Consider the following 21,461-nt stretch of genomic DNA (forward strand, 5'->3'; position numbering starts at 1 on the left):
TCACCTACTTCAACTGTATACGCGGATCAATCCATTTATAGATGACATCCGCGATCAGGTTGAACAGCATGGTCGCGACTGCCACATATACGGTAATGGCTTTAATAACCGGAAAATCAGAGCGCTCTACCGCAATAATCACTTCACGTCCAATGCCAGGAATACCAAAGAAACGTTCAATCAAAAAAGCACCGATCAGCAGGGCCGGCAAGTTCGACATGACATCCGTAATCATGGGAATTGAAGCATTACGCAGTACATGTACGCCCAGAATCCGGCTTTCCCCCAAGCCCTTTGCCCGTGCGGTACGCACATAGTCCTGATTGACTTCATCCAGTACAAAGCTGCGATATAAGCGCAGCATCGGTGCAATACTGACCACCAGCATAATCAGAATCGGCAGCATGGCATATTGAAACAGGTTGTTAGTCAGACTGTCGCTCCAGCCCTGAACCGGGAACCAGCTCAGCTGATAGGCCAGTACATACTGAAAAACGATGATATACACCAGAATGCTGATCGACATGCCAATGGTGCAGAGCATCATGATCATGCGGTCAGTCAGCGAGCCTCGTACAGCAGCCACAGCCAGTGCCAGAATAATGGCAATTAAAGTTTGTAAAATGGTTAAGGGAATTAAAATGGTCAGTGAAGGTCCCAAACGGGTGATGATAATCTGCGAGACGGGTTCTCCGGTACTCCAGCTCAGGCCATAATCAAAGCTGACGATCTGCTGGATAAATATCCAGAGCTGGACATAATAGGGCTGTTCAACTCCCAGCTGCTGCCGGATATTTTCAATCTGTTCCAGATTGGCCATTTTCCCTGCCAGAATATACGCCGGGTCTCCTCCCACCCAATTAAACAAAAAGAAAATCAGCAAGATCACACCCAGCATGGTGGGAATCATTTGCCAAATCCTGCGAATTATATATGCCAGCATTGTATCCCTGCCCTGACTTAATGTCCTGAAATTTCCTTGAAGAACGCCTGACTGTCTGGCTCACGTCCCAGTAAGTCTTTGACCATCTGCTCACCCGGCTTTTGCCCCCCCTGAGCCAGTACCGTAGCGCGATAACGTGCTCCCACTTTAGGATTCATCAAATGCTCCCCAAAAGCAGACAGCATGTCGAGTGCCAAAACTTGTGACCACATATAGCTGTAATAACCTGCCTGATAGCCCCCCATCAAATGCCCAAACTGGCCCGGAAACTGTTGTCCCGAGACATATCCCAGGGCAGTTTGACTTTCCATTTCCTGCCAGAGTTTTAAGGGATCAAGGCTTAAGGCATTTTGGCCATGCACAGCCATGTCATACTGCGCATATAGGGTCTGACGTGCATAATGCGCTCCCCGGCCATAATTCTTGACGCTTTTTAAGCGCTCGGCCATGGCTGAATCAATGCGTGGACAGGCGGGTTCACAATAGTCGGCCACTTTAGACAGCGTTTCAAAACGGCGCGCCCATTCTTCATACATTTGTGAAGGAGCTTCAACAAAGTCACGTTCTACCGATGTGCCTGACTGCTCACTATAGCGGGTTTTAGATAGCAGGCCATGCAAGGCATGTCCCATTTCATGTACAAAGGTTTCCAGCTCATTGCTGTTCAGCCCTTTACGGTTAAAGTTGGTCACCAAAACGGAGATGGGACGGCGCTCATTTAAACGGCTGCCCCCATACACACCCCACACCGCGGCATGGCCATACTTACCTTTACGTGGGTATTTATCCAGATACAGGCCGCCCAGAAACTCTCCGGAAGCAGTGTCATGCACAGCATAGTATTCCACTTCATCATGCCAGGCTTTGACTTTCACCGGCTTGAACTGGGTGCCGTATAGTTCAGAAGACAGGGCAAATAACCATTTCTGTGCAGCTTCAGTTGGAAAATAATCGCGCAGTTTTTCCTGATCAATCTGGTATTTGGCCTGACGTAGCTTTTCATTCCAGTAAAGCTGGTTCCAACGCTCAATTTTTGCTGTTTCTACAGGAATTTTTAAGCTTTCTGCCTTGAAACGACGTAATTCCTCTATCTCCTGTTTTTCTAGCGGCGCCACCTTGGCATGAACTTCCTCCAGAAAAGCATTGACGGCTTCAGGGGTTTTAGCCATACGATATGCCAGGGCAAAATGGGCATAGCTGTCTTTTCCAAATAGTTGTGCCTGCTCATAACGCAGATCGATTGCCCTTTTCATCAGCTTCAGGTTTTGTTCAGTACCACGCCGGCTATACGCCGTCTGATAGCGTTTACGTGCTGCATCGCTGTCTGCCAGCTCCATAAAAGGCTGATATTCCGGGTAATCAAAGCCTAACTCATAATTCCCACGGGTATTTGTCTTCAGGCCTGCCATATAACTGTCTGGCAAACCTTTCATTTCCTCTGGATTAAATTCAACCTTGTCCTGATTATCCCGTACGTTTTTGGAGAAATCCTGAGAGAGCCTGGTGCTCTCATCCATAATTTCCTTTAAGCGTTTCTGCTTGTCTGCGCTCAGCTGTATACCGTTTTTTTCAAACTGTTCCAGAATATCCTTCAGATATTTCTGATCAATTTCATCTATTGCGGTTAATTTCTTGAATTGGACATAAAGCTGTGGACGCTGATACAGTGCCGTCAGATATTGATCACTTTTAAGCTCACAATCATCTGCGGCCTGACGTATGGCCGGATCAGGATCTATATTGCTATATAGTCCAATCGGTGAAATAAAATCGCTCGCTTCGGCCAGAATGTTGTCCCACTCTGCCAAATAGGCCGAACTCCGGGCATTGTTTTTTATTTTTTTGTTTTCAAACTTTTTAACCTGCTTGTGCATTTTTTTTAAGTTTGCATCACATAAGACGGGAATCTCGCTTGCCTTAAATAAAGGCAAGAATGAGGGCTGAGCCGCGATTGCCCCGGAACTGCTCATCATGAGCAACACACTGAGAGTGCTTATTTTCATTTTCTTTGACTGCATCCATCGCTCCAGTGTTGGATTATTTTTTAGAATCGACATCGAGATACATCCATTCTGCTGACAAAATCGGATGGTTCTTATAGCCAATCACCCGCGCTTGAGTGAGTACATTACGGTAGCTGCTGTACAGCATGAGAACCGGCATATTAACCTCCAGAATGCGTGACATCTTGCGATACAGGGCATCACGTTCAGGACCCGGATTCATGCTCTGGGTCTGCTCATAGAGCCGGTCAAATTCGGGATGCCTGAAACAGGAATTATTGCTCATGTGGATATTTTTACCGTAAAACAGCTGCATAAAGTTATCGGCATCCGGATAGTCTGCAATCCAGGCCGAGCCTTTAAACATGGTCTTGCACTGCTTTTCCAGTTTAAGGGCTTCAGCAAATGGCATGGCTTTACTCACCATCTTGATCTGGATGCTGTCGAGTGCCTTTTTCCAGAATTCAGCCTGCTGTTGGCCACGGCTGGTATTTCCCACAATCAGCTCAATTTCCAGCGGCTTGCCATTCGGCTGACGCCGCCAGCCATCCGTCCCGACCTGATATTGATAGCGGTCCAGCAGCAGATTGGCCGCCTTGACTGAGTAGGGAATACTGCTCTTGTACTGTGGAGAATAACCGACCATCCCGGGAGGAATCGGCATTTGTAGCTGATTGGCATCGCCTTTATACAGAATATTGATCATCTTCTCAGTTGAAAATGCCATTGCCATTGCCCGACGTAAGGCTATTTTTTCCTTTGCCAATCCGCCGACGACCGGATGCCGCATATTCCAGTACTGATAGCCAATTAAAGGATCGCTAATGCGAGAAAGCTGTATGCCCTGCTTTTTTAAATTCGGTTTGAGTACACCATTTTCTAATGCCTGTACCACCAGATCACCCTCAATTTCACTGATATCCAGCTCATTTTTACTAAAAGCCAGCCAGCGAGACTGAGCTTCTTCAATCACCCGAATATCAATGGTACCAATCTGTGGCATTTTCTTTCCTTGCATGGCCTTAATAATAGGCTGATCTGCATGATGACTGGCCTTAAAGTTCCAGACAAAGCCACGATAGTTCGGATTGGCGGTTAAGATGATCCGTGAAGCTGGTGTCCAGTGACTCAGCAGATAGGGCCCGGTGCCCACCGGATGATCCATCACAAAGCCGGCCTTATTACGATATTTTTCAATGACCTCTCTGGCGACCGCCGCTGCCGGCTGATGGGCAAGCAGCATTGCAAAGTTCTGATCCGGTTTAATCAGCTTTAAAATCAGGGTATAGCGATCCGGCGTCTGGATGCCTTCAAAGGGCTGATCATAATCAAACTTGCCGGTTTTTTTAGCCTGTGCCAGTAAGGCTTCCGTCCCCTTGATCCGGCCCTCCAGCAACCAGCTGTTTGGAGAATGTAAGGTCGGGTCTATCAGCCGTTTCAGTGAATAGGCATAGTCAGCAGCCGTCAGTTCACGCTTCTTGCCTTTAAATACCGGATCATCTGCAAAATAAATTCCCTTCTTGATTTGAATAATATAAGTCAGACCATCCGCGCTGACCTGTGGTAAAGCGACTGCCGTATTCGGTACCAGTTTGACCGGGGACGCCAGATAATCATAACTAAATAGATTTTCAAAAATGGCAGCGTTGACCCGGCCAGAATAGACATCATGAGTCGCAGCCGGATCAAAGCCGGTTTCAGCCACAGGAAAAACATCACGCAGGATTTTATTTGGATCGGCTGGATTGGCAGCCCCGACCGGTACTGCAGCAGTTGCAAACAGACAGCTTACGATCAGACAGTGAGTCAGCTGTAAAAATGGAGTTAAAAATTTTTCTTTTAGCATGCACTTGATCTAATTCTTTATTTTTTTAACAGGTTCAAGCTCTAGATAATGCCACAGTCTGCTTAGAATAAGAGCAGCTTTATAAACTTAAATTTAAGATTCATCCGGTTCTGTAGATCTGAGCTACTATTTTTTCCAAGCCTTGTCATTACACGCTTCAATTTTATTGTTTTATATCAATCACTCATTTTATTGCTTGTCATTTAGCAGTCTGCCCGCGTCTGGATTATCAAAAATGGTTGGGTGTTCAAAATAGCGCCTTTCAATATAGAAAATCCCGCCAAAATTGCGGGATTTTCTATCTATGTTTTACATCTGTGACTGGATATAATTTTGCAGACCAATCAACTCAATCAACCTCAGCTGTTTTTCCAGCCAGTAAGTATGATCTTCTTCAGTATCAGACATTTGCTGGCGTAGCAGATCACGGGTGATATAATCCCCTTTTTCCTCGCACAGCTTGATTCCCTGAGCCAGCTTTTCACGCACATGATACTCAAGTTTTAAATCGGCTTTCAAGCAACTGACCACATCTTCACCGACTTCAATATCATCACGCATCATGTTCGGCTTGCCTTCCAGAAACAGGACACGACGGATAATTGCATCCGCATGTTGGGCTTCTTCCTGCATTTCATGATCAATTCGTTCGAAGATCTTGCTCAAGCCCCAATCTTCATACATACGAGAGTGAATCAGATATTGGTCACGGGCAGCCAGCTCGCCGCCAATCAGCATATTCAAATAGTCTACGACTTCTGGATTACCACGCATTTTGAACTACTCCCTATTTTATAAAATCTATTATGAATAAAACTGTGCGGTTTTGCAAAAGTTAAATTTACGTAAATATATGATTTTTATAAAATTAAAATGAGAAGCACTTGCATTTACCCTCTCAATTCAGATAAATCCCGTTTAGAAAACAAGATGTTGCAACTGCTTGTATCTTTTCCAAAGTCAAAATTTTACTAGAAAAATCAAACGTTAAAAATTGTAAAAAATCATCGTGATAAAAAATACTCATCATATTTGTATAAATATCATTATATTGGGGTATTTTATGCATGATTTGTCTTATGATGCAGGGAAATTTAAAACAACAACGGTTTCATTATGATACAACCATCAACTACAGCGCCTGTGCTCGTGACCGGTGCCTCTGGCTATATCGCCAGCTGGGTAATTCAAAAACTTTTAACTCAAGGGTATACCGTTCACGCTACTGTTCGGGATTTAAACAAGACGCAAAGTTTTAAGCATCTGGAGCAGATTGCCGACACTGCTCCTGGCACACTTAAACTGTTTGCAGCCAATCTGCTAACCCCGGGTTCTTTTGATGCGGCGATGCAGGACTGTGAAATCGTGTTTCATATGGCTTCGCCTTTTGTTGTGACCAATTATACAGACCCCGTAAAAGATATCATTGAGCCCGCAGTTGTGGGCACAGAAAATGTATTAAATAGCATCAATAAGACCGAATCGGTTCAACGCGTGGTGGTGACTTCTAGTATTGCCTCGACCTATGGCGATGCCATCGATATCTTACAAACCAAACAGCAGCGTTTTGATGAGTCGCACTGGAATATGACCAGCTCGTCCCATCATCAGCCTTATCCTTATTCCAAGGTGATGGCAGAACGCAAGGCTTGGGAAATGGCGGAGGCGCAGGACCGTTGGGATCTGATTTGTATTAATCCTGCTCTGGTATTTGGAGAATCCCTTACCCCCAACACCCAGTCTGGCAGCGTGGAAGTTCTGCAACAGTTTGCCAATGGTCTGACCCTGCTGGGTGTTCCGCCTATGTGGAATGGGGTTGTCGATGTACAAGACGTGGCTGAAGCACATCTCCGTGCAGCATTTAATCCCGAGGCCGAAGGCCGTTATATTATTTGTAGTGAGACTTTAAGCCTGCTGGAGATGGGAAAAATTTTGCGTAAAGCTTTTGGTGCCAAGTTTCCTTTCCCACGTAATCAGTTACCTAAAACTGCATTTAAGATGTTCGGCCCACTTGCCGGCTTTAGCCGGAAATTTGTCGAACTCAACATGGGCTATCCAATTTATTTTAATGCACAAAAAAGTCAGGATCAGCTCGGAATTCAATATCGTCCGGTACAAGAAAGTCTGGTTGAGCATTTTCAGCAGCTTCTTGATGACGGATTGGTCAAACGCTATATTCCTTAACGGGTAGAGTGATTTGAAAGTAAAAGACACCCGAAGGTGTCTTTTTTAATATTTAGAGGCGATTAAAAAGCCAAGAAAATAGCTTAGGCTTCCAGCAGGCCATAATTATGCATCAAATCAATAAACTGCTCTTCATTCATCACGGGTACGCCCAGTTTTTCAGCCTTATCCAGTTTCGAGCCGGCCTTTTCTCCAGCCACCACACATTTGGTTTTAGCAGATACACTGCCACTCACCCGAGCACCGAGGGCTTGCAATAATTGCGTTGCTTCATCACGTCCCATACTGCTGAGGGTTCCGGTCACCACCCAACTTTCACCATTGAGTGGCTGGCGAGTCGGAGCAACCGGTGCATCCCAGTGAATGCCTGCGGCAAGCAGACGATCCAGCACTTCCAGATTATGCGGTGCCTGAAAGAAATCAATAATCCATTCTGCGGTAATATCCCCCACATCCGGTGTTTTCTTTAAGGTTTCAAGATCAGCATGGCGTAAGGCGTCCAGAGTCTGGAAGGTATTGGCCAGCATCCGCGCCGTGGTTTCACCTACCCCCCGAATACCGAGTGCATAGATAAATGCTGCCAGTGTGGTTTTCTTGCTGTTTTCAATCGCATCCAGCAGGTTCTGAACCGATTTGGCTCCCATCTTTTCAATACCAAGCAAGGTTTCACGATGCTCATGCAGATGGTAAATATCCGAGATATCTTTCAAGAGATTCAGATGCAACAGCGATTCTACCCAACGGTCGCCCAGACCTTCAATATCCATGGCCTTACGCGAAACAAAGTGACGAATCGCCTCGATCCGCTGTGCCGCACAGTATAGCCCCCCTGAACAGCGTGCCAGTGCCTCACCTTCTGGCATAACTACTGGTGAATCACAGACCGGACAGGTATCTGGCAAACGAACCTCAAGTGCATCGGCAGGACGAAATTCCGGCCAGACTTTTTCAACCTTAGGAATCACATCTCCACTGCGATAGACACTCACGGTATCACCAATCCGTACATCCAGACGGTGAATCTCGCCTATATTATGCAAGGTCACATTGGAAACCGTGACGCCACCCACTGCAACTGGATTCAAGCGCGCCACTGGGGTCAAGGTACCAGTGCGGCCGACCTGCCAGTCAATATGCTCAACTGTGGTAATGGCCGCCACGGCTGGGAATTTATAGGCAGTGGCCCAGCGCGGTTCACGGCTCAAGAAGCCGAGTTGCTGCTGCTGTTTCAGGTCATTGACTTTAATGACCAAGCCATCAATTTCTACGCTTAGATCAACCCGCTGCTGAATCATCCGCTCATAAACAGCCTGCACTTCCTCAATCGACTGGCAGATAAAGTGCTGCTCTCCGGTTGCAAACCCGAACTGGCTCAGCCATTCCAGACTGGCTGACATGCTGTCCTGACCATGATGCGGTACGCACTGGGCAATGCCATATGCATAAAATGCCAGAGGGCGTGAAGCGGCAATTTTCGGATCCAGCTGGCGTAAACTTCCTGCCGCAGCATTTCGTGGATTGGCAAAGGTTTTTTCCCCTTTGTCCAGATTGGCGGCATTCAAGCGTTCAAAACCGGACTTCGGCATCAGGACTTCACCGCGCACTTCAAGCAGCTCTGGAATGATTCCATTCACCGCTACCAGAAACTTCGGCAAGTTCCGGATGGTTTTGACATTCTGGGTAATATCTTCACCCGTTTCGCCATCACCCCGCGTGACACCGCGCACCAGTACCCCATGTTCATACCACAGAGAAATCGCTAGGCCATCGAACTTTAATTCGACATCATATTCAATTGTCTGCTTTGGCAAACGCTCTTCAATCCGGCGGGCAAAGGCAAAGAGATCATCCTGGTTAAAGACATTGCCCAGAGACAGCATAGGCACTGCATGAGTCACGGAAACAAATTTTGCCAGCGGCTGCCCTCCGACCTTGTCGGTTGGCGTATCCGGTTGTCTCAAATGTGGATATTGTTGTTCCAGCGCTTTAAGCTGATGAAAAAGCTGATCATATTCACTGTCTTCAATGGTTGGCTGATCCATTACATAATAGGCATGATTATGCCGGGCAAGCAGTTGAATCAGTTGACGCATTTGCGCAATGACAGTGGCATCTTGGGTCATAATTTCACCATAAAAAAGGGCGGTTAATCCGCCCTATACACATTCAGCTGTTGGCTATTATAAAAATCGGAACCGACAGATTCAATATTGCAAATCAAGCTTCTGCAGCAGTTTGTCCGGCACGATAATCGATGGCCTGATGACGCCAGAATTCACGTAATTGCGGGGTAAATTCCTGATGATTCTGATCATAGACAATCCCGTCTACTTCACGGGCAATCAGGCGTGAAACACTGTCCATGGTATCAAAGGCATTTTGTACATCGCTATGCGGCAGTGCCAGGAAGAAAGCCAAACCTTTCACTTCTTCAGTAGATAAGGTTTCCAGATCAAAGCCTTCCATGCCGATATCTGTCATGCGCAGCACCGAAAAAAGCAGTTTGGAACCATCTTCACTATAACGGTGGAAACAGGCCAGCTCGCCATAACGCAAGCCGTATTTTAACAAGACTTTTAGGGTTTTATCACCCGACAGTACACGGTTTTGCGGATAGATATGCAATGAAATGATCATTTCAGCATTGGCCAGCGCACTTTCTTCATCCACAATTTTTTGCTCATGCAGATGTGCATCCAGAATGCTGCTTTCATCATTAAATTCAGAGATTTCAGCTTTTTCGATATTGCTGTTCAGGCTGAACTCAGGCGCTGAGTCATGCACCGTTTCGGTCATATCTGCTTTGCTTTCTTCAGTTTTTATCTGCTCTTGCGGCTGAGATTCTGCTTGATGTTCTAAGCCTGCTTTAGGGGCTGCCACGTCAGCCGGTGTATCTTCTAGCTGTTCTGGGGCAGGTTTAGCCTCTGCTGTAACAGCTTGATGCTTCTCTGCTTTTGCCACACTTGCTGCATCTGCAAGTCCCGGTTCGACTTGGTCGGGATTTGCAGACAGCGCTACAGGGGTTTCTTCATGCAGGCGTGGTTCTACCCGCTCTACCGCTTCTGCTTCTTTTTTGTTGAGCTGTGAACGCACATGACGTGGAATGACGGGCGTCTGGCTATCCGGGTCAATATGGAGATCTGCATCAAGAGAAGGGACAGCTTCAGCAGGTTTTTTAAAGATCATTTTGATGCCGAGCAGCATGATTACAACTGCAATAATAATCCCGATAATTGTGGTGATTTCCATGTTATACCTCCGCAGCTAAGCCGTATTCTTTTGCCTGTTCCAAATTTACTGTCACTAGTTTTGATGTGCCCGGTTCAGGCATGGTTACACCTAACAGATCAGTCGCCATCATCATTGCAAGTTTGTTATGAGTAATATAAATAAATTGCACGTGTTCAGAAAGCTCTTTGACTAAATTACAAAAACGTCCCACGTTGGCATCATCCAGCGGTGCATCCACTTCATCCAGCACACAAAATGGCGCCGGATTTAAACGAAAAATCGCGAAGACCAAAGCCAATGCCGTGAGGGCCTTTTCACCACCAGACAGCAAAGCCAGCGAACTGTTGCGTTTGCCCGGGGGTCTTGCCATCAGTTTTACACCCGATTGCCATCCGTCTTCAAGACTCAAGCTGGCTTCACCGCCTTCAAACACTTTCGGGAACAGGTGTTGCAGCTCGGCATTGACCTGATCAAAAGTGTTCATAAACAGCTTACGGGTTTCCTGATCAATACTTTTCATGGCAGCTTGGAGCTGTTCCACTGTATTTTCTAGGTCCTGCATCTGGTGGCTGAGTTCCTCATAACGTCGGGAAACTTCTTCGTATTCTGCGGAAGCTGCCAGATTGACTGCGCCCAATTTGTCAAACTTAGCCTGGGCTTTTTCCAGCTTGGCCTGATGTGCCTGTACATCCAGCGTCAAACCGGAAATCATCTCACTATTCATTTCTTTTAGCTGTTCTGAATAATGCTGTAAATCTGATTTGGCTGCCTGCCAGGCCAGACGCTTCGCCTCCAGTTCGGTTCGGATTCTCTCATCCTGTTGTTGAAAGCGATGTCGCTGTTCTGTTAAATTTTGCTGTTTGTCCTGCAACTGCTTCAGTTCAAGCTGCCAGTCTGCCCAGGTGTTTTGCAGTTTTTCCGTGATCTGCGCCTGTTCCTTAAACTGGCTATGTAGCGCGGGTAATTCCAGCTGTACCGGATCAACAAACTTTTTGGCCTGCTCAATCTGGAGCGCAATTTGCTGATATTGCTGTTTTAAAAAGACCTGATCTTTTTCCAGTAATTCGAGCTGTTGCTGACTCTGGACACTTTGCCGGCGCAACAATTCCGCTTCCTGCTGTACCTGCTGGCTCAATTGCTGTGCATCTTCCAGCTGAGTATTCAGTTCTTCCAGCTGAAATTGCAGGGTTTTATACTGCGGAAGTGCCTGCTCCAATTTCAGGTTTAAAGCATGCAGATCAATTTCCAGATCATCTTTCTGCATGGCATCTTCTTCCAGCTGCTCTTCCAGCTGTTGCAATTGATTGTGTAACTGCTGCTTCTGTAGCGTAAAGGCCTGTGTCGCACTCTGGGCTTTGGCAATATTTAAATCAAGTTGTTGTAACTGTTTTTGCGCCTGCTTCTGCTGCTCACTACTCGCCTGAATCTGGTGATGTAGGGCTGCGATCTGTTGATTCAGCTCAGGGAGTTGCTGTTCCGCCTCTGTAAGCTGTGGTTCGAGCTCAGCAAGCTGCTGCTCAATCTCATCCAGACGAATACGATGACTGAGCGCACCCTGTCCGGCCTGACTATGTGCATCATAATCCAGCGCAATGACCCAGTCTGGCCCTACATGGTAACCATCCAGACTCAGGATCGACTGACCCGGCTGTAACTGCGGTTGCAGGCTTAAAGCGGCATGAAAAGATTCGGCAACGGCGACCTGCTGCCAGAGTGAATAATGGGGCGCGGCAATCCAGTCCGCCAGACATGGCAAGCCGGCGATTTGTATCTGGAGCTGCACCGTTTGCGTCTTGAGCTGACGTGCATGATTCTCTAAAAAATACTCATCTTGTGTCAGCACTTGAGCCGAGAGCCATTTGGCCAGAAACTTCTCGATCAAAGCGGCATGGACTTTGGCCGCAGGCTGAAGCTTTAAGACCTGCATGAGCTGTACCCTATCGGTCTTGACCGGTGGATGGGCTTTGGTCAGTAACTGGCTCAGGTTTTTCCGTTCTGAATGCAGCACCTGAATTTCCGATTTCAGCCGCATCAGACGCTGTTGATGCGTGGCCTGTTGTGCCTGAAGTTGCTCGAGTTGAGTTTTGAATTCTTGCAGCCGGGCTTCATGGCCTGCAAGCTGCTGTTCAGCCTGGGCTCTATCTTGCTGATCATATTCCAGCTCATCCTGCTGTACTTGCTGCTGAATCTGGCTAACTTGCTGAGCCAAGGTCTGTTTTTGCTGCTCGATACGGGCAATATTTTTTGCCAGCTGTTCGCTTTGCGCCAGCATCTGTAATTGACGCTGTTGTTGCTGCTCTACCTGGGTTTTAATTTGCGTAAATTGGGCCGCGACTGCTGCTTGCTGAGATTTAAGCTCTGCCAGCTGCTGCGTTTGATTCTGCTTCTGGCCTTCCTGTTGGTGTAGCTGTACTGTCTGTTCTTCAAGCTGTGCTTGCAGGGTTTCCAGTTGTAGTTCAGTCAACTGTAGCCGTTCTTTGGTCTGGGCTTTTTGCTCTTCCAGTTTGATTAGACTATTGGAGTTCTGCTGCAACAGGGATTGCTTCTGCTGCAAAGTCATTTCCAGTTCACTGCGCTTTTTTTCAGCCTGCTGCCATTCGCTTTGTAGCGGTGTAGATTGTTGGATCAGGCGCTGGAACAGCTCGCTGGTGGTTCCCAAGTCATGCTCGACCGTCGTCAGCTCTGAACGGACCAGCTTGAAACTTTCACCCAGTTCATTCATCTGCACCGTGTATTCTTCTTGCAGGCGCTGGCTCTGCTCCGACTGGAACGAAAGCACTTCAACCCTGATCCGGCGAATCTCTGCTTCCAGCTCTTTATATTGAATCGCGGTTTCGGACTGGCGTTTCAGGGTTTTTAGCTGAGCTTTCAGTTCAGCAGCAATATCTTCCAGACGGGACAGGTTTTGTGTAGTGTGGTCCAGATGCAGCATGGTTTCGCGGCGACGGGCCTGATAACGCGAAACGCCAGCAGCCTCCTCAATAAAGACCCGCATTTCTTCCGGCTTGGCATCGACCAGACGGTTAATCATGCCCTGTTCAATAATGGCATAGGAACGTGGTCCCAGACCGGTCCCCAGAAAAATATCGGTAATATCACGACGGCGACATTTGCTGCCATTCAGGAAATATTCAGACTTGCCATCCCGGTTGACTTGTCGCCGTACAGCCAGCTCACTATAGGCATTATAAGCCCCGCCCAGCTTGCCATAAGTATTGTCAAAACGTAATTCTACACTGGCCATGCCTACTGGTTTACGCTTGGCGGTTCCGGTAAAAATCACATCCTGCATGCTGCCACCACGCAACTGGCGGGCACTAGATTCACCCATGACCCAGCGAATGGCATCAATCACATTGGATTTCCCACAACCATTGGGCCCGACCACCGCAGTACGATTATCTTTAAAGTGTAGCGTGGTGCTGTCAGCAAAAGATTTGAAGCCTGAAAGTTTTAAGCTGCTTAAACGCATAGTGTCCTGATTTAACGTCGTGAGCGTCTGGCCCACGCGAGTTCAATTTGTTTCATCCGTGTCAGAGATTCCAACACAAGGTTGCGTAAGTGTCGACAAAAATCTTCCATAAATAAAGAGGCCTGATGTGATTTTCGGATTAAAATTGCTTCAGTAACCAGCTTAAACAGCTCGAAAGATTCTTGTAGCTCACGTCTGGAAATATTCAGGGTCAGAAAATAGCTACGGCGCAAGGAGGGTAATAGTTCCTGGTAGTAGCGCATCAGATAAGGATTTCCCACCATTTCCGGTTGCTGGGCCATCCCCTGAAAGATTAAATCATAAAACTTTTCAGTATGACCTTGGCGAGTTTCGGCTTCCAATTGTTCTAATAATAGCTGAATACGCTCAGCTTCATGGCTACGCCAGCTTTCAGCCATACGATGCACCATCTGCCCCAGAAGCAAGGCACTCATTTCAAATAGGGCACGTACCTGCAAAGCGGACATTTCCGAGACCATCGCTCCGCGGCGCGGGAAGATTTCAATCAATTGGGTGCGTTCCAGTAAAAGCAGGGCTTCACGCACTGAACCGCGGCTAGCGTCCAGCTCCGATGCAATTCTAAGTTCCTGAATCCGCTCGCCTTCGACCAGCTCGCCCCGGATGATCTGTTCACTGATGTGCTTGGCAATCTGTACAGATAAACTGTGTGCTTCTTGTTGTTGCATACCGTTCCTGTCTTATTTTTATTGATGCAAATGGAGTCATTCTGAATAACTTTCATTGATTAAACGGTTTTTTTGTAGGAAATACTTTGACATTGTCAGACAATCTTGTGTCTGTACAGCCAATCCAGCCCGATAAAAAGGAGAATACAAGTCGATTCTCCTGATCAAGTTTGGTTTAAAAGAGACAAATCAGGCAATAAAGCCCTGATAGATAAAATATAGCCCGACTGTGGTCAGCAAGCCGGCAAAACATTTTTTGAGCATCGCTGGTGACAATCGATGTGCCACTTTTGCACCCTGCTTTGCGGTAAAGAAGCTCATCAGGCTAATCCCGATAAAAGCATAGATATGGATATAACCGATGGTATTCGCTACATTGACCTGTGCCTGCTGTCCAAACCAGATAAAACCGATCGCTCCGGCAAGTGCAATAGGGAGTCCGCAGGCCGCTGAGGTCGCGACTGCTTTTTGTATCGCGACGCCGCAACGATTTAAAAAAGGTACCGTCAGACTGCCTCCCCCAATTCCGAAAATCGCTGAAGCCACCCCAATCCCTGCACCTGCTGCAAGTTGTAGGGGGGCCGAAGGCAGCTGCTGGTTCGGATTAATCTGTATATGGGCACCCCTAAACATTCTGAAAGCGACCCAGACGGCGAAGAAGCCGATTAAGAGTTGCAGGCCCTGAGCGGATAAATAATCGGCAATTCCCGCTCCGAAAAATGAGCCCACGATCAGACCGGGAGCCAGATTACGAAACACATGCCACAAAACGGCACCTTTTTGATGATGTGCCATCACCGAACTGATCGAAGTGACAATAATTGTGGCCAGAGAAGTGCCTACTGCCATATGCATAATCACGCCTGGATCGTACTGGAGCTGGGTAAAAACAATGTACAGGATGGGTACAATGATCAGACCACCACCGACACCAAACAGGCCTGCGGCGAATCCTGCGATTGCACCAATCAATAAATATATGATTAACTCCATAACGACATTTACCACGTTTAGATTCAAATGGATGTAGAAACTCGCGAACTGCAGCAACGTTTAAGCGATGCAGGCCAACTCCCTGAAGTGTTATTAATCAAGCCCGTGACCACATCAACCAATGATGATGTACGCGAACTGGCCAGCAAAAATGTACAACACGTACTGGTCTGTAGCCGGGTGCAAACCCAGGGGCGCGGACAACGCCAGCGTCAGTGGGTCTCGCCTGAAGGAAATATCTATTTAAGCACATTGCTACATACACAAAAAGCAATAGATGGCCGTCTGGCGCTGGAAATTGCGTTAAATATCCTGCAAATGCCGAGCCTGCAAGGACTGAATCTTCAAGTCAAATGGCCCAATGACCTGTATAGCCCCCAAGGTAAATGGGGCGGCATTCTAGTGGAACCGATTTCAACCCGGCAAGTAGTAGTCGGTGTTGGCCTGAATATTGATCCTCTCTCTGCCGAGATACCCGACCAGCAGGTCAGTTCTTTAAGCGAGTTGGGATTGACGCAGACCTCAAGAGTGGAACTGATTGCCCAGCTTTATCTGGCGATCCAGCAGGCCGGTCAATGGTTTAATTATGACTGCCAAAATCTGGCGGCGCGTTTTAACCGTTCTGCAGCATTTATACAACAAACGGTTGAATTCACGGATCTGCAAGGGCAGTATTCAGGAACTTTTCTGGGCATTCAGGATGATGGTGCAGTAAAAATTGCCACCAGTCAGGGTGTTCAAGCTTTTTATCAGGGTCAACTTCGCCTTAAAAACCCTACCTGAACAGAGCAAGCTCTATGAAAAAACTATGGCTAGATATCGGCAATACCCGGCTTAAATACTGGATCACCGAGCAGGATCAGATTATTGAGCATGCGGCTGAATTGCATTTACAGTCTCCCACTGACCTGTTGCTTGGACTGATCCAGCATTTTAAAGAGCTAGGCTTGCAGCAAGTCGGCGTTTCTTCAGTTCAGGATAAAAAAAGTAATGACCGTATTCTAAAAATACTCAAGAAGCTGAATGTACCTGTCATCTGTGCCAAAGTGCAGGCTGAATATGCAGGATTGCACTGCGGTTATGACCAGCCATCCCAGCTCGGCATCGACCGCTGGCTGCAAGTGCTCGCAGTCGCCAAATCAGCTGAACAAAATTATTGTGTGATCAGCTGTGGCACTGCCTTGACCATTGATCTGACCCAGGGCCAATATCATCTCGGGGGCTATATTCTGCCGAACCTGTATTTGCAACGCGATTCCCTGATTCAAAATACCAAGGGCATTAAAATTCCGGATGCTGCCTTTGAGGAGCTTTCTCCGGGACGCAATACCATTGATGCCGTACATCATGGCATTTTGCTGGGGCTGCTCAGTACCATTCAAAAAGTACTGGAACATTTTCCGGCACAATTGATCCTGACCGGTGGCGATGCTCCCTTATTTGCCCAACATTTGGTACAGTTTGACCCTGTGATTGAACCGGATCTGCTGCTTAAAGGCCTACAGCACTTTGCAGACCATTTGCCAGAAAACGTATGATCACAGTGAGTAACTGAGGAAAATCAGTATAACTGTCCCGTTTACAAAAATGGCCTGCTTCCCTGATTTCAAAAATTTGAGCGTTCAGGGTATGAGCCAGCCGCAGTGAAACTGGTGCAGGCACATAAGGGTCATTGCTGGACACAAACATTACTGCCCGCTGATAATGTTGCGGTAATCCCCTAAAGTTTAATCGTACTGTCTGAATCATTTTATTTAATTCAGACCAAGCCACCAAGGGCGTATCAAAACCCGCCACTATAGCCAATCCTCCAATTTTTTGTTCTTGAAAGCCCGGCTGTTTTTGCAAAAACTGTAAGACACTCAAAGCACTAAACCCATGAGCCACAATAATGCTGTGTTCATCCAGCTGCGGCATCTGCACTTGCAGGTTTTGCTGCCATTCGTCCAGATCGGGTTGAAATGGATTGGCCAGTATGACGCGCTTGGCCTGAAATCCGGCTCTCCTGATCTGATGGCTAAGCCATGGATACCAGTGATCATTAATCGTGGCTTGATAGTCGGGTACGATATACACTTTTTTTATTCTATGGGTCATGGTGATTGACTTATTTTAAATTTTAAAGAAAGCAGACGATTCGCTGCTGTATTCATTTTTATTATTTAGAAAAGAGCATGCCAACAGTGCTGGCTTCTGCTCTGCATACTTTTTGTCTATAGATTAGCTTCTATATAAATCATGTATCTAAAGCCTTTAAGCTCTAAATCAGCAAGTGAGCACAGTTTAATCAGATGGAATTTTAGTTAAATAAGGTTCAATTACCCGCCAGACTTCAGGCAGTTCTGTACAGCCTTGAGAATTAATAAAATGTCCCTGATGCTCGGCACTGATCACGATAGCATCCAGACTTTCTGCCTGCTCTAAACTAAATTCAGGCAATACCCGGTCATCAGCTTCCGAATAAATCACCACACGCTCGTCAATCTGACGTTTCAGTCTCTCAAAATCTACCTGAGCGGCATCAATAAAAGGGTCCACTTCCTCTAAACGCCCGAGCCGGCCATTAAAACCGGCAACCAGCACCAGCTGTCTGATTCTCTGATTTTTTAGTTCACGGCTTAAATAATGCAAGGTGGCCAGACAGCCCAGACTATGCGCAATGAAAATACTGTTTTCATCTATTCCATCAATCTGTTCACGCATCTGCTGATCCCAGGTTTCCAGCTTTGGCGTCGTTGACGGGTCCAGTTTCAAGACTTTTAAACTTACCTGTTGTTGCCGAGCTTTTTCCTGAATCCATGGAAACCAGTTTTCTTCCGGGCTGGCCGTATAACCATGCACCACAATCACCTGAGCCATCTGCATTTTGCCTTTATTTATTTTAATGCTGTCGAGTCTGCCTGATTTTATCGAGGATTTGGGTAAGCAAATGTTGTTTTGTTTAAACAAAAGCGCAAGAAAAACCAGCCCATAAAAAAGGCGCATTGCGCGCCTTTTTTATTTCAACACCTTACTTTTTATCATTGCCGCCGAACAGTGGACCCATGCCACCGCCGCCTCCAAACTGTTTCTGTAAACCGCTGAGTGATTTCATCATTTTTGCCATACCCGACGGATTGGCAAATTTCTTCATCATTTTTGCCATTTGTGCATGTTGCTTGATCAGCTTGTTCACTTCTGACACTTCCATGCCACAACCTGCTGCAATACGCTTTTTACGGCTGGGATTCATCAGCTCCGGATTACGGCGCTCCTTGATGGTCATCGACTGGATAATCGCTTCCATTTTCTTCACTTGCTTTTCAGGATTCGCCTGCGCAATCGCATCTTGAAGTCCTGCATTGCTCATGCCCGGAAGTTTATCCAGAAAGCCCATCATGCCGCCCATCTTGTTCATCTGCTCGAATTGCATCAGCATGTCTTCAAAGTTGAAGCTGCCGCCTTTTTGCAATTTCTTCGCCATTTTTTCGGCTTTTTCTTTGTCGATCTTGCGTTCAACTTCTTCGACCAAAGACAGCACGTCACCCATGCCAAGAATACGCTGTGCCACACGCTCCGGATGGAATGGCTCCAGAGCATCCAGCTTTTCACCCATCCCGAGGAACTTGATCGGTTTACCAGTAATGGCACGTACCGAAAGTGCCGCACCACCACGCGCATCACCATCCGTCTTGGTCAGAATCACACCGGTCAAAGGCAAGGCATCGTTAAAAGCTTTGGCAGTATTGGCCGCATCCTGACCGGTCATGGCATCGACCACGAACAGGGTTTCAGTCGGGTTAATCGCTGCGTGTAGCTCTTTAATTTCATCCATCATGTCATCATCGATATGCAGACGTCCTGCGGTATCGACAATGAGCACATCAGCAAACTGGATTTTTGCCTGCTCAATAGCACGGTTGGCAATGGTAATTGGTTTTTCGTCAGCATTTGACTCTAAGAAGATTGCGCCAACTTCACCGGCAACAGTCTGAAGCTGCTTAATCGCCGCCGGACGATAGACGTCGGCAGAGACCATCGCGACTTTTTTCTTTTGACGTTCTTGCAAGAAGCGTGCAAGTTTGGCTGCAGTGGTGGTTTTACCCGCACCCTGCAAACCGGCCAGCAGCACAACCACCGGGGGTTTAGCAGCCAGGTCAAGGCTTTCATTGGCCTCGCCCATCATTTTGGTCAATTCGTCATAGACAATTTTGACGAAGGCTTGCCCTGGGGATAACTGAGTCATCACTTCCTGGCCCAATGCTTCTTCCTTAACTTTCGCGATAAATTCACGAGTTACAGGTAACGCAACGTCGGCTTCAAGAAGTGCCATACGTACTTCACGTAACGTATCTTTAATATTGTCTTCGGTTAGCTGCCCTGAGCCAGTAACATTTCTTAAACTCTGTGTGAGTCGTTCTGTTAAGGTATCAAACATTGCAAAATCCGCTTAAAATAGCCAGTAGCAAAAAATTGTTTCTTAAAATAGAAAATTTATGCATAGAATGCTATAGGATACTGTAGTTCGCAGCGAATTTATATAAATGAATATTCATCACCCTTAAAAAGGTTTGACATGGTTAGCCTCCCCTTGGTTTATACGATCTTAGCATTAGTCGCTTATACCGCTTCCTTCTGGTATCTGTTCATTCACTTGATGGCTAAACGTGCTCCAAATCAATGGTTTGTTGGCCTGACGGCCTTGGTGGGACTACTACTGCATGCGCTGGTGGTCTCCGGCGATATGTATACGCCACTGGGGATCAATTATGATGTTTTTGCCCTGTTTTCCTTTACCTCGGGGTTGATGTTACTGCTGAGTATTATCTATAGCACATATCGGCCAATTATTGCGCTAAACCTGATTGGTATTCCGGTGGCTGCTACCGGGTTAATTCTGGGTTTTGCCTTTACCCAGCCCGCCAAAATTACTGTACAAAACTCTTTGGGGCTGGATATTCATATTATCCTGTCTCTGTCTGCCTATGCCGTGCTGCTGATGGCCACCATTCAGGCAGTTATTCTGCGTTTTCAGGACCGTGAACTGAAAAAGAAACAGAAACGCCGGGTCTGGGTCAATTTATTGCCCTCTTATCAGGATATGGAATCTTTGCTATTCGATATGCTGATGACCGGCTTCATTTTGCTGACACTGGCACTAAGCTTTGGTTTCTTTACCATTGATAATTTCTTTGCCCAGCATCTGGCACATAAAACGGTGTTTAGTATTATTTCCTGGCTGGTTTATGGTGCCCTGCTTATTGGACACTGGAAATTTGGCTGGCGCGGTCAGAAAGCGGTGCGTTTTACCCTGATTGGCTTTGGTCTGCTGGCACTGGGCTTTATTGGCTCCAAGTTTGTACTGGAAATGATTTTGGTACGCTAACCGAAAGCCAACATTATATCTAAGTGTTGTCATGAGACGGTCATATTCAAAAATTATGGTCAAAGTGCATTAAAAATACCCTAAGGTTCATGATGATAAAAGTCATTTCAGGTTTAGCACTTCTTTGTTTATCGAGCGCAAGTTTCGCAGATTATCACTGTCACGGTAGCATTAAAGATCGTACGATTGATGACAATGTCAGTATCAGTCAACACTGTCAGATTGATAATGCCACGATTAAAGGCAATGTCATGCTGTATCAGGGTGCACAAGTAGTGATTTTAAATACGGCGATTGATGGCAATCTGGAATCGAAAGGACGTTTTAGCTCGGTTCTGGCACAACATAACCAGATCGACGGCAATATCCAGCTAGAAGATGGTCAGACAATTCAGCTTACTGCCAATCAGGTAGAAGGCGATATCCAGCTGAAAAAGAATACCCAAAAAATTACTGTAAATGACAATGTGGTAGACGGTAATTTGCAATGCGAATCTAACCGGATTCAACCGATCGGTGGTAATAACCGAGTCAATGGTGACAAAGAAGGTCAATGTCGCCGTTTATAATTCTGATCAAGACTTGGCTTGTGCTTGAATCAGCTTAAGCCAAGTTTTAAATGCCTTTAATCTTAATCCCCATTTATGATTAATCAAGTAACAACTATTTTGTAAATTAAGGGGGATGTAATTATCAGACATCCTTTTCTTAGTTTTG

17 protein-coding genes are annotated in these 21,461 nt (G+C 46.5%); 5 read left to right on the plus strand and 12 right to left on the minus strand.

Features of this window, described 5'->3' with window-relative positions:
* Positions 1-4: 4 nt before the first annotated feature.
* The 4 genes from NI461_RS06040 to bfr all read right to left on the minus strand — a co-directional run bounded on the left by NI461_RS06040 (position 5) and on the right by bfr (position 5,566).
* Positions 5-943 carry an ABC transporter permease gene (locus tag NI461_RS06040; RefSeq protein ID WP_253152198.1) on the minus strand — a complete coding sequence of 313 codons (939 nt, stop codon included), beginning with the start codon at positions 941-943 and terminating at the stop codon, positions 5-7.
* A gap of 17 nt (positions 944-960) precedes the next feature.
* Positions 961-2,961, minus strand: a complete 2,001-nt coding sequence (locus NI461_RS06045) for a M3 family metallopeptidase (protein ID WP_253152232.1) — start codon at positions 2,959-2,961, stop codon at positions 961-963.
* Between the two features lie 19 nt (positions 2,962-2,980).
* A complete protein-coding gene (locus NI461_RS06050; RefSeq protein ID WP_308729487.1) occupies positions 2,981-4,792 on the minus strand; it encodes an ABC transporter substrate-binding protein in 1,812 nt (603 codons plus the stop codon).
* A gap of 309 nt (positions 4,793-5,101) precedes the next feature.
* Complete coding sequence (gene bfr, locus NI461_RS06055; RefSeq protein WP_151204903.1) at positions 5,102-5,566, minus strand: bacterioferritin; 465 nt, start codon at positions 5,564-5,566, stop codon at positions 5,102-5,104.
* Between the two features lie 342 nt (positions 5,567-5,908).
* On the opposite strand from bfr, the gene NI461_RS06060 reads away from it, so the two are divergent.
* Entirely contained in the window at positions 5,909-6,976 is a 1,068-nt protein-coding gene (locus tag NI461_RS06060; protein ID WP_253152197.1) for an aldehyde reductase, read from the plus strand.
* Between the two features lie 83 nt (positions 6,977-7,059).
* On the opposite strand, the gene ligA is transcribed toward NI461_RS06060, so the two are convergent.
* From ligA to NI461_RS06085, 5 genes are all read right to left on the minus strand, one after another.
* Positions 7,060-9,099 (minus strand): NAD-dependent DNA ligase LigA, encoded by a 2,040-nt coding sequence (gene ligA, locus NI461_RS06065; protein WP_253152195.1) that lies wholly within the window; start codon positions 9,097-9,099, stop codon positions 7,060-7,062.
* A gap of 94 nt (positions 9,100-9,193) precedes the next feature.
* Positions 9,194-10,225, minus strand: coding sequence for a cell division protein ZipA C-terminal FtsZ-binding domain-containing protein (locus tag NI461_RS06070; RefSeq protein ID WP_253152193.1), 1,032 nt, complete (start codon positions 10,223-10,225; stop codon positions 9,194-9,196).
* Position 10,226: 1 nt separating this feature from the next.
* Complete coding sequence (gene smc / locus NI461_RS06075; RefSeq protein WP_253152230.1) at positions 10,227-13,679, minus strand: chromosome segregation protein SMC; 3,453 nt, start codon at positions 13,677-13,679, stop codon at positions 10,227-10,229.
* Positions 13,680-13,690: 11 nt separating this feature from the next.
* Positions 13,691-14,386 carry a GntR family transcriptional regulator gene (locus NI461_RS06080; protein ID WP_151205026.1) on the minus strand — a complete coding sequence of 232 codons (696 nt, stop codon included), beginning with the start codon at positions 14,384-14,386 and terminating at the stop codon, positions 13,691-13,693.
* A gap of 189 nt (positions 14,387-14,575) precedes the next feature.
* The gene (locus NI461_RS06085; protein WP_174659390.1) at positions 14,576-15,379 is read right to left on the minus strand and encodes a sulfite exporter TauE/SafE family protein; all 804 of its coding nucleotides are present in this window, start codon (positions 15,377-15,379) and stop codon (positions 14,576-14,578) included.
* Positions 15,380-15,406: 27 nt separating this feature from the next.
* Between NI461_RS06085 and NI461_RS06090 the strand changes: the two genes are divergently transcribed.
* Complete coding sequence (locus tag NI461_RS06090; RefSeq protein WP_174659389.1) at positions 15,407-16,162, plus strand: biotin--[acetyl-CoA-carboxylase] ligase; 756 nt, start codon at positions 15,407-15,409, stop codon at positions 16,160-16,162.
* 14 nt (positions 16,163-16,176) lie between these two features.
* Entirely contained in the window at positions 16,177-16,917 is a 741-nt protein-coding gene (locus tag NI461_RS06095) for a type III pantothenate kinase (protein WP_151205023.1), read from the plus strand.
* On the opposite strand, the gene NI461_RS06100 is transcribed toward NI461_RS06095, so the two are convergent.
* The 3 genes from NI461_RS06100 to ffh form a co-directional block, all read right to left on the minus strand.
* A complete protein-coding gene (locus tag NI461_RS06100; protein WP_174659388.1) occupies positions 16,871-17,476 on the minus strand; it encodes an alpha/beta hydrolase in 606 nt (201 codons plus the stop codon). The genes NI461_RS06095 and NI461_RS06100 overlap by 47 nt on opposite strands.
* Before the next feature lie 186 nt (positions 17,477-17,662).
* Complete coding sequence (locus tag NI461_RS06105; RefSeq protein WP_174659387.1) at positions 17,663-18,238, minus strand: alpha/beta hydrolase; 576 nt, start codon at positions 18,236-18,238, stop codon at positions 17,663-17,665.
* Positions 18,239-18,389: 151 nt separating this feature from the next.
* Positions 18,390-19,796 (minus strand): signal recognition particle protein, encoded by a 1,407-nt coding sequence (ffh, locus tag NI461_RS06110; protein ID WP_151205020.1) that lies wholly within the window; start codon positions 19,794-19,796, stop codon positions 18,390-18,392.
* A 138-nt stretch (positions 19,797-19,934) separates the two neighbouring features.
* Here ffh and NI461_RS06115 point away from each other — a divergent pair, with 138 nt between their 5' ends.
* Positions 19,935-20,744 carry an inner membrane protein YpjD gene (locus tag NI461_RS06115; protein WP_151205019.1) on the plus strand — a complete coding sequence of 270 codons (810 nt, stop codon included), beginning with the start codon at positions 19,935-19,937 and terminating at the stop codon, positions 20,742-20,744.
* Between the two features lie 89 nt (positions 20,745-20,833).
* Entirely contained in the window at positions 20,834-21,313 is a 480-nt protein-coding gene (locus tag NI461_RS06120; protein WP_228723970.1) for a hypothetical protein, read from the plus strand.
* The last annotated feature ends 148 nt before the right edge of the window (positions 21,314-21,461 follow it).

This window comes from Acinetobacter sp. S4400-12 (assembly GCF_024129495.1).
Taxonomy (GTDB): Bacteria; Pseudomonadota; Gammaproteobacteria; order Pseudomonadales; family Moraxellaceae; genus Acinetobacter; species Acinetobacter lwoffii_C.